10 protein-coding genes are annotated in these 15,024 nt (G+C 39.4%); 2 read left to right on the top strand and 8 right to left on the bottom strand.

What is annotated here, in order from left to right:
• Nucleotides 1-849, bottom strand: an 849-nt coding sequence (locus tag DW015_RS12435; RefSeq protein ID WP_207659388.1) for an AAA family ATPase, incomplete at its 3' end; no start/stop codon positions are given.
• A 427-nt stretch (nucleotides 850-1,276) separates the two neighbouring features.
• Between DW015_RS12435 and DW015_RS12425 the strand changes: the two genes are divergently transcribed.
• Nucleotides 1,277-4,249, top strand: a complete 2,973-nt coding sequence (locus DW015_RS12425; RefSeq protein WP_117905847.1) for a hypothetical protein — start codon at nucleotides 1,277-1,279, stop codon at nucleotides 4,247-4,249.
• On the top strand, nucleotides 4,249-5,082 hold the full coding sequence (locus DW015_RS12420) for a hypothetical protein (protein WP_117905846.1): 834 nt from the start codon (nucleotides 4,249-4,251) through the stop codon (nucleotides 5,080-5,082). Before DW015_RS12425 ends, DW015_RS12420 begins: the two co-directional genes overlap by 1 nt.
• A 12-nt stretch (nucleotides 5,083-5,094) precedes the next feature.
• On the opposite strand, the gene DW015_RS12415 is transcribed toward DW015_RS12420, so the two are convergent.
• Genes DW015_RS12415 through DW015_RS12385 form a run of 7 tightly spaced genes read right to left on the bottom strand, consistent with a single transcriptional unit; the run spans nucleotide 5,095 to nucleotide 14,875 of the window.
• Complete coding sequence (locus DW015_RS12415) at nucleotides 5,095-6,057, bottom strand: TIR domain-containing protein (RefSeq protein WP_117905845.1); 963 nt, start codon at nucleotides 6,055-6,057, stop codon at nucleotides 5,095-5,097.
• Nucleotides 6,058-6,067: 10 nt separating this feature from the next.
• Complete coding sequence (locus tag DW015_RS12410; protein WP_117905844.1) at nucleotides 6,068-8,458, bottom strand: hypothetical protein; 2,391 nt, start codon at nucleotides 8,456-8,458, stop codon at nucleotides 6,068-6,070.
• A gap of 33 nt (nucleotides 8,459-8,491) precedes the next feature.
• Complete coding sequence (locus DW015_RS12405) at nucleotides 8,492-9,976, bottom strand: class I SAM-dependent DNA methyltransferase (RefSeq protein WP_117905843.1); 1,485 nt, start codon at nucleotides 9,974-9,976, stop codon at nucleotides 8,492-8,494.
• Entirely contained in the window at nucleotides 9,976-11,277 is a 1,302-nt protein-coding gene (locus DW015_RS12400; RefSeq protein WP_117905842.1) for a restriction endonuclease subunit S, read from the bottom strand. Before DW015_RS12400 ends, DW015_RS12405 begins: the two co-directional genes overlap by 1 nt.
• Nucleotides 11,278-11,291: 14 nt before the next feature.
• On the bottom strand, nucleotides 11,292-11,708 hold the full coding sequence (locus DW015_RS12395) for a hypothetical protein (RefSeq protein ID WP_117905841.1): 417 nt from the start codon (nucleotides 11,706-11,708) through the stop codon (nucleotides 11,292-11,294).
• A gap of 50 nt (nucleotides 11,709-11,758) precedes the next feature.
• Nucleotides 11,759-12,124, bottom strand: a complete 366-nt coding sequence (locus DW015_RS12390; protein ID WP_117905840.1) for a hypothetical protein — start codon at nucleotides 12,122-12,124, stop codon at nucleotides 11,759-11,761.
• 12 nt (nucleotides 12,125-12,136) lie between these two features.
• On the bottom strand, nucleotides 12,137-14,875 hold the full coding sequence (locus DW015_RS12385; protein ID WP_117905839.1) for a DEAD/DEAH box helicase family protein: 2,739 nt from the start codon (nucleotides 14,873-14,875) through the stop codon (nucleotides 12,137-12,139).
• Between the last annotated feature and the right edge of the window lie 149 nt (nucleotides 14,876-15,024).

Here is a 15,024-nt window from a genome sequence, read left to right as displayed (position 1 = left end):
AATGACTTCATCGGTAACTGTTTTCAGCTCAGCGACTAACTCAGTTGCAGTACCTTCAAAGTGGATTCGCTCCTTGATGAAAAGATAAACAGCAGAGAGAACAATATTGTCGCAGCTCTTTTTCGATGTAGCTTCGTTCTCAACTATCCAGCGCATGACATCAGTATCGAAATGCATTCGCAGTTCAGTGTATTCAATGTCACGCCCCTGACAATACATGATTGCTTTTCCTGAGCCGCACTTTGTTTCCTTGAGCGCAAAGTTTCCGTCAGTAGCTCCGCCGATACCTGTACTGCCTGTCATCATATTGAACGGATTATCGTCCTTAGCTTTTCGCATATGATGTATCAGCAGTATGCAGATGTTCAAACGATATGCAAGCTGTTTGATTGCGATCAGTTCTGCATAGTCAGCACCGTAGCTTGACTCAACATTGCTGCGCACCATTTGCATAACATCGACAACAACTATTTTCAAGTCATCGTGCTCTTTCTTGAACGCTTCTATCTGCTCTTCAAGACCTGCGCCTATCTTATCAGCAGCAAGTGCGAAGTGAAGATTCTCAATCGGTTCGGCGTTCATCTGAAACAATCTGCGCTGTAGTCGCAGATAGTTATCCTCGAGACAAAGATACAAAGCAGTTCCTTGAATAGTACCACGTCCAAGTACAGGAACTCCTGTTGCAATGCTGAGGCAAATATCCATTGCCATCCAAGACTTACGAACCTTTTGTGCACCTGCAAGTACATACAATCCCTGCGTGAGCAGTCCGTCAATGATGAACTCCTTCGGCTTGAATACTGTTGACAGTATTTCTTCTGCGGTTTTCGTTTGTAACATATTACTCATGTGATTCCTCCTTTCCCATGAGATTCCCGAACACAGCCGACAGCTTTTTTCGTTACGGGCAAGTTGCTCGTGCGAACTATTTGTGTGGGCTGTGTCCGACGGATTTCTGCTATCCCAAGTGAAAAATGTGGGAGCAGTATCCTTTGTGCAAATCGACTTGTTTTTGCATATGTTTTTTGCTCCTGAGAATGCAATTTCAAAATACAATAATGTTTTAACGAGAACTTACCTTTTCTCACTAAAACTGAATAATAGCCGCACTGCTCATAGAATAGAGCTTTGTAAGTGATTTCATTCAAAGCTGCTATGACGACAGATTTGAATGTTTTTTCGATAAAAATGAGCATTTCGGAATTAAAATGTGGGAGCAGTATCCTTATTGCATTTTGGTTGGTTTTGTGATATACTTTTAGCAGGTGGTGAGACTATGCGTTATAGGATATATGACCTGTCCGTCAGAGCAATGCTGAACTACTCAAAGCCTGACGGACTGTTTTACAAAACAGTTATTGATAAAAATGCACTGCGGAGCTGTCTGAAACACTCAGCTCACGAGCAGGAGGACAACGCTCTTTTCTATCAGATAATGTGCGTACTGCACGGTGACGATTTCAAATATGACAGTGCTGACCTTGTGACAGACCTGTCGGATGTTATTTTTTACGCAGACTTCTCAAGGGTGTTTGACCGTGACGCATCGCACCCTTACTATGCACAGCTACAGGAGAAGGCTGCTGCTCTGTTTACAAACAGAGGTGTTGAGATAGACTTTGGCAACGGTATGCACAAGTACGTTGCATTTGAGCGCTCCGCCAGTATGAGTAGGAATGCTGTGCTGTCGTTTATCCGAGAGGACTTCTACTTCAAAGCAACTGAGCGCATTCGCCTCGGAATGAATATAACCAAGTGTCAGCTCAGCAAGCTGTACGCATACAACGGACTTATGCTCTCGGGTGGTATTCGAGTTGACGGTATAGACATCGACAAGCCTCACAGAGTTATCGTTGTGGACAATCCGAAGTTCACAGTTCATGACACGGACGTTATCACTGTTGAAGACGACGGAAGTGACAATGCCGTTCGCAAATATCACCGTGTTGAGCGCAGGGAAAGTGTTGATATTCTCGGTTATGACGGCGAAGGAGTTATCTCCAAGGAGTTCGCCAAGGTCATCAATAAAAAGTTAGGCGGCGAGCACACATCGTTCCAGATACGACTGCCGTACATCAAGGGAATGCTGCATCAGATAGACATTCACGACTTCTTCAAAAGCGCAGGAGTTGCAACGCTGACTGATATATGGGGAGTTGAGCATAAGGTTTCAGACGTTGACATAATTCTCACCAAGAGTATGTTCAAAGGCTACGGCTGGCTCTGCGAGAACAATATGAGCTGGGACGATTACTGGGACGCATTCCGCAGATACAGGCACGCTCTGTACATCTCTGGTGTCAGCAAAGACAATCCGCAGAAATTCACGGAGCTGAACTATCAGTTTCTCAATACACTTTCAATGACAGCGGACGAGTTCAGACCTCTCGACCTGCCGCTGTCTTTTCCTGCGAACGATAACCGCCACTGGCTCACCAAAGAAACTGAACGTGAATATTACAGGCTTTGCACTGACAGGGAGTACCGCCTGAGCTTTTTCACAGGCAGGAAGTATAGCCGAGGAGGCAAAGACTACTATCTCAAAAAGATACTGGAGAAAAATCCAAAGTTCATTGCCGAGCCTGTTTACGCTGATAGATTGAAGTCACGGGCACAGGCGGTGCTGAAACAGTACGCTCTCGGACGTCTTATCGTTGCTGGCGACAACCGATACCTCTCCGCAGACCTGCTCGGTTTTCTTAAAGATTTTATACCAAAAAAGGCAAAGCGAAATACAAGTCAGCGCAACTTCTACAACGGTGCGGTGCAGAGTGATTTTGAGAAGAATGCTTTCTATGCTCCGTCAATGGCATATTCGCACAGCAATGAATGTACGCTGTTGCGTAATCCGCACATTTCCCGAAACGAAGAGGTTCAGCTGCAAATCTATCCCGACGTTGAGAATATGAGGAAGTATTATCTCAGCCACCTCACTGATGTTGTTATGGTGAACTGGGACTCGCTGACAGCGGAGCGTCTCGGCGGTGCGGACTTCGACGGCGATATGATAAAAACTATCTCCGACCCAATTGTAAACCGCTGTGTGAATCGCAATTCAAAGGCGAATACTCCGTTGTTGAAGATACCAAGTGCTGAGCCTGTTATCCGTGATGCAACCGACTGGCAGGCACGCTTCGAGACGGTCAAGAGCACATTTTCTTCACGAGTTGGACAGATCTCCAATGCGGCACTGAACAGAAGTATCATCGCATACAATGAGAACTCCGACGACGAGCTTCGTGACAAGTGCCGTGAGGAAACTGAGATACTTGCTATTCTCACTGGACTTGAGATCGACTCTGCCAAGAGCGGCGTGAAGCCTGATCTGACGGAATATCTCGGCACAAAGACTGTCGCTAAGAGCAAGTTTCTGAAATACAAGAGCCTGCTCGAAAAGAGCGAGGGTCGCCGTGCATGGTACGAGCCTACCTTCGAGGAGCAGTTTGAGAAGTTCTTCGCTGATACCGATTGGAACAAGGTGGACTCCAATGTAGAGCGTCTGCCGTATCTTGCGTATATGCTGGGCAAAAATACGGTTCCTGTTGTTGACAAGCCTGCCGCTGACGAGGAACTTTTCACATTTGCAACTGATGAAAACTGGAAGGACAAGCTGAGCAGTGACAAAATGGAAAAGCTGTCTGCTCTTATTACTGATTATGAACGGTGTCTGTCACGTATCAGAGCCTGCGGTCAGCCAGTCAAGGACAGGCAGCGCAGAAACGACATTCAGCGCATACTGTACAGCCGCAGTCAGGACCGTGAATACGACGCAGATATGCTATATACCCTGTTTCAGGGTATACCTGCCGAGAGGATAAGTGCTATCAGGCAGGAGTTGCAGGCTAAGAACTGGCACCTTACTCCGAAAGAACAGCGTGAAGATTTTCTCGCAGACTTGATACCTGAGCTTGAACGGTATTATCCGCTTTTCAGCGACTTCCGGTTTGGAGGGTACCGTGTTCTCATTGATCTCATAGCTGACATTGACGATGAAAACAACCGCACTGACAGGAAGCGTCTTATCCGTGACAGTGATTCGCCTGAGTTCATACGGCTTATGGAGGCTTATCTCAATAGATCCGTGAATGCGTACTACCGTGACGCAGTTGCTGGCGAGTGCCGAAAGCTGATAGAAGCCGTAATGAAGCCTGATGAAGCAGTCAGGTACATAGTTGCTCTGGGCAAAAGAAAAGTGCTCTTCGATCTGCTGCTGGACAGGATCGAAAAGCACGTCAGGAGGGAGAAATAATGCTGAACGAAATTGAAGAATTCAAGGCTTACACTGACAAGCCTGTATACAAGTGCAGCGGCAAGCGTGACTTTTCCTTCCTCGGCCGTTTCAGCTTTGAGATGATGAAGGACTTCACAGGTCTGAGCCGTGTGCTGACTATAATCGCTCGGGGATATATGTTCAAAAATGGTGCTCCCGATGTGAATCATGCACGGCGAGCTCTCTGTGCGTGGTGCAGTATCCCCGACAAAAAAACTGCCGCTCCGAAGGCGGAGTGGCAGTTCAGGACTGATTTCAGTGATTTGCATGAGGAGTTTCCCGAATTGGTGGATAAGACGGGAAAAGGCTGGTTTTACAGCCACGTTCACAAGGTCGAAAAGTTCATCAGCAAGAGCAGCGAAAACATGAGCAAGACCACTCTCTCCAATGCTGAGCCGCTGAAAACCAGATTTGATGCCGCATGGAGAGATAAGGTCAAGCAGTATCAGGTGTCGCTTTACTCGCCCGAGACCAAAGGAGCGTGGGTGTTGCGGTTTGATGATGTACTTGCGGACGCTTTAGAGCTCGGACCGCTGGCGGATAAGGCTTTTTCCTTTTCTGATGATGAGAAGGCGCGTATACAGGTGCTTCTGCCTGACGGGCTGCCGTATGAGGTTGCGGAGACAGTCGTCGCTTACTGCATTGCCAACAAGCCCGATGATTCGGACTATGTTATCCTGCCTGTTTCCAACTTCAATGCTTACTTTGGGAATACCAGTTTCAGCCACAAGTGGCTTAATTTATTCCCTGATACCTTACTTGAACGGGATAAGCAGAGCTTTGGGGTGTGTAGGGTGAAGGTTATTTTATAATAGCATGAACTATTATTCCAAGAATCTAAGTATATCCTTATAATCAGAATCAACCACTTGCTTGAAATTCACACATAATCTCGTTTTTAGCTGATTAATAAAAGAAGCTAAATTATCGTTTATGGTTGTAAACATATGATATGTGTTTTCAAGTGTGGTTTTCGCTTTCCCTTCCGGAATCTGGTCTATTTTTCCTTTATATTCTCTTGCTTTATTTGCCCAATATAGGTTATAATTGATACTGTCTGCATCATTAAAAATATGGGCTCCGCCTTGTTCTCTATTACAATATTTGTTTATATCGTCATCAGAAAGAACTATAAAAAGCAATCTATCCATATAATTGCGATCTCTCATAAGTTCACAAATTTCATACATACAATTCTTAGATTTTAAATATGCATCACTAATTAAGGATAAAACATAATCCTGTTCCTTAATCGTTTGCATATATTTCTCGATGCTATCTTTATATACTAATTCTCTGGTATCACGAACAATATTAATGCGCTTATTCTTAAGTGGTAAGTCTTTATCAATGATATCGGCTATCTTACTGTCATTCCAGCAGTACGATAAAAATATATTTATATCTTTTTTTTCAACAGCTAAATGCGAATCATCGTCATAGTAATATGCTATGCCATTTAAAGCGACTTTATTTTTTGATGGCGATACGGTAATATAATCTATCTTTTCACCATATATACTACAATTTCCATATCTAATAAGATCACAATAATCCGGAAACAATTTTTTTAGCTTTTCCGAAACGCCAGTTATATCATAATGTGAACCTTTTATTATGATTGAAACGCCAGTATCTTCTACTCCAAATACGATTGTTCCTCCATTTGAATTCATGAACGAACATGTCAAACGTCCAAGATAATCTAAGTCTTTAGCAGGATAAACAAATACAGCATTCTTTATTTCACTATAGTCTTCTAAATACTTCATAATGACTTCATACATCTATTTTTCCTCACTTATATAAATTCTTTAATGGGAAACATGTTATTCCTGTAGTTTTTAATAAGTCTTTTAAGGTGATTTGTTTAACACTTTTCCCGTCATCCGTCCATAATTCATATTCGTAATCATCTACTGCATCAAATTCGGCTTCTTCAAAGAAGATTACTTTATTATAATCTCTTGGTCTAACTATGATTCTTATGTCGTTACTTTCTTTTTTGGCAAAAAAGACGGTATTGGAGGCACGGCCATTTTTCCATTCTTCCAGTGTTTCACTCACACTATATTTGGGATTTTTCTTTAATTCATCGTAAACATTTCCGATACTTCTTTCAATCATCTCTTGAACTCTTTGTGCTGAATATGGACTATGAGAAGTTATGTGTTTGAGCAATTTCTTAGTTTCTTCTGGAAGTTCCTTATCTTCATTAAGCAGTTGGGCTAATTTTCCTATGCTTGAAATAATGGAGTCTAATTGATCCATGCTTAGATTGTTATTCTCCATAGCGGTTTCAACTTGATTGGCAATCTCTAATTTCTTTATTGTATCTTCTGGTTTGCATAATAAATGCTGTTTTTCATATATATCAGGGAATAATTGCTTTGCTTCTTCTGAATGCTTCAAAAACCAAATAATTAGTTTATTGAAAATTTGTTGCATTTCATTATCACGGCTGTAATTTGTCTGACTGTTTTCTCTTGCTAATTCTTCTCTAATCTTACTACTGATTTTTTCAGCGATGTAATTGTTATTCCTTGATTCAAATACTGGGTAACGCATAAGATTTTTATTAATTAATTCTTCTTCCACATTACCACCTAAATTGCAAAGAATTTCTTTTAGTTCTTCATCTGTATCATCATAGTATAGATGGGTGAAAATATCATGCTCCTTAAATTCGTTTTTTTGATTCAAAAAAATCATCTTTTGACTGAAATCATTTTTTTCTTGATTCCAACATAGTTTGTATAATTCATTAAGAATTAATGGCGTATCACTATTAATTTCCCAGTTCTTTATGCAGTTAAGCAACTTATTTAAAGTGAATACACTTTTTTCCATATTGTTAGGACAAACTTTTTTCCAGTTGATAATCTCAGCTTCATTTGGAATTGGACAATTAACTGTTTTATGAACTAAAAACCAAAAGCCAGATGGATTTTGCTCGTAATATGGTATCAAAATGTTATTCATTGAGCAAAATGGCTCATCGCCATCTGGAGTTACGGCTTTAATTATTGGTGCTTGAAAATATAGGTTTTGTACTTTTTTCTTATAGTTTAATAGTTCATTATCAATTAAGTCATCATCTATAATCTGACAAATATTAAATCCTTTTTCAACGTGATTCCTTGCTGCACCATTCAGTAAGTTTTCATATAGAATAAGAGCAGTGTTTAATATTCTAATATTACACGCTTGGTTTATTAAAACGTTATCACGTTCTTTTGTTACGTAAAAACTACTATCATTAATAATTATAGGAAAAGGAAAATCTTCAGTACCAATCAAAGGAAAAGCACAGAATAATTTTGGATACTTTGACATATCATCAAAATAATAATTTGAATTATCGTTTCTGCCTAACAAACAAGCAATTGACGTTGAATCTTGAAATTTTACTAGAATAGAAACTGTTTTAAAACAATCGTTGTTTTCCCTATTAAAATTAATGTTTATTATTTTAAAATTACTACATGATCTTACAATTCTTTTGTTTACAATAATATTGTTAAACTTAACAGTACCAAATTTATCTGAAAATGCGAGTACAAAAGGGATCGTGGATTCCCAGTCAGCATATGCTTCACTACATGCACGTTGAAATTCCGCTTTCGAAATACGTATTTCTGAATTATCATAATTATATTCAAAAACTGTATTATACAATTCTTTTTCTATTTCTTCGTTATTCTCTAAATTATCAATATTGTCAAGAGCAATGCTGATTGAATTGCGAAGCTCATTATAATCTTGAGAACTACGATCTAGTAATATATTCAGTTTTCTTAACTTATTGTCATATGATTGATATGCACCTTTTATTCTGACTTTTGTAGCTAATAGATGAGTGGAAATAAAACCTGTACCAAATTTACCTGTTTTTTCTTCATTTGTCCTTTTGGCGGATATTTGAGTGAATAGATCAATCAGGTTTTCTTTACTAAAGCATTTGCCACTATGCATAAATGTTACACTTTTCTCTGTCGTATTTATACAAACATCTACAGGTTTATTATCATAACAATCAGATGCGTTTTGAAGCAGTTCCCATACCCATCTTCTTCGATTTTTATTCTTATTAATGTCTGTATCATTAAAAATGGCTTCCATTTTTTCTGATATTGTATTAAGTGCAGAATCTAGTGTTTTTTGTTTATAAACGTCATTATCTGGCATTTTCTAATCTCCTTAATGAATTTCGAATAACGTTTAATTCAATTGAGCCTTCAAATCTTTAAAGCTATCAAGAGCTCCTTGAAGGTTTTCAATAATATCATCCGCAAGTTCATCAGCAGGCGGCAGATTATCAAGATCGGCAAGCGACTTATCTTTTATCCAGAAAATATCCAAGCTCAACTTATCACGCTTCAATATATTATCAATGCTGTATTTGCGGAAACGTCCTTCAGGATTATCTTCACTCCATGTTTCTGAACGCTCATATCGGTTCTCAGGATTATAGCATTTTACGAAGTCAGAAAGGTCATCCTCTGTCATTGGATGCTGCTTTAATGTAAAGTGGATATTAGTTCGGAAATCATATATCCACACTTCTTTTGTTTGCATCTCCGGACTTGCCGGACGCTTATCAAAAAAGATAACATTAGCCTTAACGCCCGGTTTATAGAAGATGCCTGTCGGCAATCTCAAAATCGTATGTAAGTCCGTAGTTTCAAGCAGCTTTCTGCGGACAGTTTCACCTGCACCGCCTTCAAAAAGCACGTTATCAGGTACGACCACAGCAGCCTTACCGGTAGACTTCAGTATAGTATTGATGTGCTGAACAAAGTTGAGCTGCTTATTGGAACTTGTGGTCCAGAAATCCTGACGATTATATACAAGCTCCTCATCCTCCTGTTCGCCTTCTTCATTTGTAAAGGTAATGGAGGATTTTTTGCCAAAAGGTGGGTTAGTGAGAACGTAATCGTATCTCTCGCCAGAGTCCATAAGAAGTGCATCTCCGAGAGTAACAGGAATGCTTCCGTATATATCGCCAATATTATGAAGATAAAGATTCATCAAGCATAACTTAAATGTATTCGGAACTATCTCATTACCATGAAAAGCCTCGGATTTGAGGAACTCCTTCTGCTCACGGTCAAGAGAATAATTATCAGGATTAGCTATATAATCCTGTGCTGCGAGCAAGAAACCGCCGCTTCCGCAGCAAGGATCCGCAACAGTTTTCATTGGCTCGGGACGAATACATCTGACCATTGCTTTGATAAGCGGACGGGGAGTGAAGTACTGTCCTGCACCGCTTTTTATATCCTCAGCGTTTTTCTGGAGAAGTCCCTCATATATCTCACCTTTAACGTCTGATGACATGGATACCCATTTTTCCTTGTCTATCATTGCAACTATACGGCTGAGTATAGCTGCATTGCTTATCTTGTTTGTAGCACCCTTGAATATCTTACCGAGAATACCGCCCTGTTCGCCGAGCTTTTCGAGAATTTCACGATACTTGTCCTCAAGCTCTGCGCCTTTCAGCAGGCTCATATCATTCCAGCCGTAGCCTTCGGGAATACCTGTATTGCGCTTATATGGCGGGCGTGAGTATTCATCGGACATTTTCAGAAATATAAGATATGTAAGCTGTTCCAGATAGTCACCGTAAGAAACGCCGTCGTCACGCAAAGGGCCGCACATTCCCCAGACTTTGGATATTATTGCTGTTGAATTTTCGCTCATTATAACCCTCCCTCAAAAGCCTGTTTCAGAATGCTCTGTCTGAGAGCCTCGGCTTCCTGTAAAGCTGTATCTATTGTTTTTTCTATGCTGTCGCAGACGGACAGACGGGATTCGATTTCTTTAACAATTATATTTTGTTTTTCAAAAGATACAAAAGGAAATCTAATAGCACGCACACGTTCTTTATTTAATGCTTTTTGATTGTTTCCTGAACCAACTCTTCTAGTATTTTCATAATTAAGATTAAGGTAATGATAAATATATTTAGGATTACATGGAGTTTTTGAAACAAGTATTGCTGCTGTGTTTTGATTATGTGCAGCCGGAATATTAAGAATAGCAGCCTGCCCTCTAGTTTTTCCTTCACCGATCATTGCAAGTAAAACAGTTCCTATCGGTTGAACATTTGTGGAGCTGTTTTGCAGACCATTTTCTGTAATCATTTCTTCAGTATTATTAATTGATTGAAATTTCACTTCTCCACTACTTACCCAGTTAATATTACCATTCCAGTATTCGGGAACTGATCTTTTGGGAGTAGCTCCAACTTCAACATCAAATATATTTCCAAATCTTATTAATAAAGCATCATCAGGTAATTCAATTTGTAGTTCATTCTCATCACCAGATACGTCCTTAAAAACAACATTTTCTTTACGGATTCTATCATAATCAGATTTGGTTGATGTTATATCAAAACTATTTATCGAAGAATATCTACCCTCAAACGCCTCTTTCAGCACCGCTTGCCGATACACTTTCAGCTGTTCCTTAGTCTTTTTCAGGGTTTCAACACCACTGTCAAGCTGAGAGAAAAGCTCCTCGATTCGAGTGACTATGCGTTGTTGTTCTTTCATTGGAGGGACAATCACATCAAGTGAATTTAATACCGTTTGACTTATGTTCTTTTGAGTACCGCCTTTGCCTTTTGATATTAACTTTGATTTCATCATGGCCATGTAATAAAACATATACTTTGTTGTTACTCCATGCATTTTTTTAGCAAACGCAATTGCTTGATTTGTACAACATTCAATTCCTGTAATTCCTAGTTTTCCTATACTGCCATACATTGCGACGAGTAACGTGTTCGGTGGTATCATTTTAGCACTGCTATTATCTAAACCAAGTTTAGTGATTTTTGTTTCTGATTTTGTTACAATACCATTGTTTAAATCTCCAATTATTAACCACGGAATATCACCATTTTCATAATACTCCTTTACAGTTGCTTTTGGAGTGCCACCTGAGCCCCACTCAATAACCTCAGGCATTTTTTTAATCTCCCACTTTGAGTTCAAATTTTTATCTCCTTTTAAAATGTGAAGCTATTAATATCATCAAATTGTTTACTCTGTTCTTTGACTTTTATATCATGTCTATTCTTATCGTATATACCACAGTTTTTGCATTTTATACATATAAATTCACAGTATTCATCATCGTTTATCCTAAGTTGAATTAACTTATGTTCATTTCCCCAGCAAACAGCACAATAGCGAATATCTTCAGATTCATCTTTTAAAGTAATGAAGTTCTCAGGGTGTCGAATAATTCTGCTTTCTAAATCATTAGATTTTTTGAGTTCTTCATTTTCTTGAGTGAGCCTAACATTTTCATTTATTAAATCAAGAGCTTGCTGTGTCAGATCTATAATTTGCTGATTCAACTCAAGATCATTGTACTGTTTTACTATTTTGGCAATATTCTTTACTCCGTCGAGTAGATTCATAATAATCCTCCATTATGCAACCACTACATCTATTAAAATCGGTTTAATTACTAATCTAAATCTTTATTACTGAATTTTGAATTACATATATTGCATTCAAAATATGTTCCGTTGCCATAGAACTCAAAATGTTCATGTAATTGAATCATTTGCTTTGTTTTCCCCCAGCAAATCGCACAGTATTTAATGTTTTTGGGATCATCTGAAATTGTAACAAACGGCTTTTTGTGCCTTACAATTTTACTTTCTAATTCATTAGCTTTTTTCAATTCTTCATTTTCTTCTCGAAGTTTTGAAATCTCAGCCTGCATATCCAAAGCTTGTGCTCCTAAATCAAGGAGCTGTTTGTATAAATCAATATTATCTGCTTTTTGTGCTAATCCGATAGCATCTTTTATGCCTTCATATAGTCCCATAATAATCCTCCTTTACGCTACCAATATCTCATTCATTTCCATTAATAATTCCTCATAACTGTCTCCGAAAACCTCATAAAACCTGCCGAGACCGCCCTTATGGTCAAAGGGGTTGAGGTCAAGATCATCGGGCTCAATACTGAGAGAAGCTATGATATGGTCTTTTATAAGCCTGAGCCACTCCATTTGCTCCTCTGTGAAATGAACTGCACCTGCATTCCTGCGGAGAGTCCACTGCATGAAATTATAGTTGACCTTGTCCGCAAAAGGCTGCAAATTACCGGTATATCCCATTTCAAAGCGTATTATGGATATAAGATCAGTAAGCTGAGCCATTGTGCCTCGCTTTACCTTATCAGGCTTTTTTATGGCATAACAGTCCCACAGACGCTCAACTGTAATGCCCTTGCTTTTCAGCTTCTCATACAGTTTTTTCAGGCTTTCTATCGCCATGGGACGATTTTTGTAACTCTCGTTGTAAATGATACGAAGTGCAATTATCTCGTCCTTGTTTTCTTCTATAAACTCATGGAACGTCTGGATTGTCCTGTCAACGTTTTTCTCCTGCTCGGAGTCAAAGTCAGCAAATAGTACCGTGTCAAGGTTGACATTATCAATTATCTGCTCATGACTCCTGCGGATATTTTCGATAAAATCTCTTGTATCGGGATCATAGAAAGGCTTCACAGCTTCAGCAATCAATGCTTTCTGAGTTTCGTTAAGTTGTTCTTCATCAGGTTCAGTTGCCTGAAATATGTTGACCGCTGTTTGTTTTATTACCTCTTCGTCAAAGGCATTGAGGAGAGCTTCAGCGAGTGTACCTGCAGGTGTTCCGACATTCTCATCAAATTCCTTACGCTCGCCCGGAGTCATCTGACTGTTAAGGCGTACAAGACGGTTTGCAAGAGAAGTCAGCGTATCCTCGTCCTTTGCACCGAGTGCAACATTGAGCATAAGCTCCTTCATAGAAACAGTAGGCTTGCGTTCAAGTGTACGTGTTTCCGTCTTCTTGGACTTTGTTACGCCGACAGCGTCAACAATAACAAAATGATCTTTATTGTTTGTAGCAGACGGAGAGACCTTCTGAAGATCGTCCTTGCCGAGAGTTCTCGTTCCACGACCTTTCATTTGCTCGAAATAGTTCTTGCTGCGTACATCACGCATAAATATAAGACATTCAATAGGCTTGACATCGGTGCCTGTTGCGATCATATCAACGGTAACAGCTATTCTCGGATAGTAACTGTTTCTGAATTCTGCAAGAACAGTTTCAGGGTTGGAGGCTGAGTAGGTTACCTTTTTGCAAAATTCATTTCCCTCGCCAAACTCTTCACGAACTATCTGTATGATATCATCAGCGTGGCTGTCAGTTTTGGCGAATATCAAGGTCTTCGGTACTTCTTTACGTCTTTGGAAAAGCTTTGTATACAAATTCTCCTTAAATGTCTTGATAACAGTTCTTATCTGGCTTGGGTTTACGATATCACGGTCAAGCTGAGTCGGCTTATAGTCAACATCTTCATCAAGCTGCTTCCAGCGTTTTTCTCTTGACATACGATTGCGGGACTCAATAAGCTGCTTCATTATATGAGCACCATTTTTGCCAACATTGGTCTCAATAAGGAATATATCTTCGCCGACATTTACACCGTCAATAATAGCCTGTTCCCTTGAGTATTCACTTACAATATTCTGATTGAAATACGCAAAAGTGCGTTTATCCGGAGTTGCAGTTAGTCCAACAATAAATGCATCGAAGTATTCAAGCACCTGATTCCACACATTATAAATGGATCTGTGGCATTCATCAACAATTATGCAGTCGAAAAATTCAGGTGGATATTTCTCATTGTATACTACTTCTTTTGGAGATTTTCTTTCAAGTGAGGTTACTTCTTCAAGCGAAATCTCATCTATAGACTCATCAGATTCTTCTCCGCTGAGAATGGAATACATTCTTTGGATTGTGCTGATGCATATCTGCACATCAGACGGTATGTATGAGCTTTTAAGCCTGCGAACACCGTAAATTTCTGAAAAAGAACGATTATCATCATTCGGACGATATGCAAGGAATTCACGTTCAGCTTGTTCACCAAGGCTCTTTGTATCAACCAGAAAGAGTATACGGTTCATCTTGCCGAATTTAAGCATACGATAAGCGGCAGTTATAGCTGTGAAAGTTTTACCAGCACCTGTTGCCATCTGAACTAAAGCTCTTGGCTTGTTTTCTGCTAAAGAATTGTCCAGATTTTTTATAGCAACAATTTGACAATCACGAAATCCTGTACCATCAAACTCTGGGAAATGCTTCATATTGTTTCTGATAGTGTCATTTCTTCTTATAAGGCTGGCTAATGTTTCCGGCCTATGGAATGAAAACACTGTTCTTGAACGGTATTTCTCATCATTGTAGTCAGTAAAGCGAGTGAGCTTATCTGTAGATTCATATGCGAATCTTATCTTGTAATCACACTTGATCCACTTAAATGTGCTGTTGGCATAACGAGAAGACTGTCCTTCGACAGTTGTTATATTCTCTCCTTCTTCACTTTTCTTAGCTTCAATTACTCCGACGGGTGCTCCGTTTACGAAAAGTGCGTAGTCAACAGGCCCAGTATCTGTCGGAAATTCGCGTACAGCGACGCCGACAGCAGCATTAGGATTTAATCTTTTAACATCTTGAATTATCCAACCAGAAGTTAGTAGCTTTTCATCAATTATTTTTCTTGCTTTCTGTTCAGGCGTCATAATTTCTGCACTCCTTTACAAAAAAATACAATTTACCAGTTATAATTATAGCACAATTCGCTACAAATGTCAATTAAAATCTATAAACAGTCTTTAATCCTGTTGTAGTGCTACAATAGATATTGGACAAAATTAAGAAAAAAGAAAAG

It is taken from the genome of Ruminococcus sp. AF37-20 (genome assembly GCF_003460465.1).
GTDB classification, from domain to species: Bacteria; Bacillota; Clostridia; order Oscillospirales; family Ruminococcaceae; genus Hominimerdicola; species Hominimerdicola aceti.
The sequence above is the reverse complement of the archived record's forward strand: the minus strand, read 5'-3'. Positions and strand labels throughout refer to the sequence as shown.

What these genes read in the sequence shown, in the direction of transcription:
- DW015_RS12420 (WP_117905846.1), top strand. Translation starts at nt 4,249, where the DNA reads ATGCTGAACGAAATTGAAGAATTCAAGGCTTACACTGACAAGCCTGTA.
- DW015_RS12405 (WP_117905843.1), bottom strand. Translation starts at nt 9,976, where the DNA reads ATGAGCGAAAATTCAACAGCAATAATATCCAAAGTCTGGGGAATGTGC.
- DW015_RS12385 (WP_117905839.1), bottom strand. Translation starts at nt 14,875, where the DNA reads ATGACGCCTGAACAGAAAGCAAGAAAAATAATTGATGAAAAGCTACTA.
- DW015_RS12425 (WP_117905847.1), top strand. Translation starts at nt 1,277, where the DNA reads ATGCGTTATAGGATATATGACCTGTCCGTCAGAGCAATGCTGAACTAC.
- DW015_RS12410 (WP_117905844.1), bottom strand. Translation starts at nt 8,458, where the DNA reads ATGCCAGATAATGACGTTTATAAACAAAAAACACTAGATTCTGCACTT.
- DW015_RS12415 (WP_117905845.1), bottom strand. Translation starts at nt 6,057, where the DNA reads ATGTATGAAGTCATTATGAAGTATTTAGAAGACTATAGTGAAATAAAG.
- DW015_RS12395 (WP_117905841.1), bottom strand. Translation starts at nt 11,708, where the DNA reads ATGAATCTACTCGACGGAGTAAAGAATATTGCCAAAATAGTAAAACAG.
- DW015_RS12390 (WP_117905840.1), bottom strand. Translation starts at nt 12,124, where the DNA reads ATGGGACTATATGAAGGCATAAAAGATGCTATCGGATTAGCACAAAAA.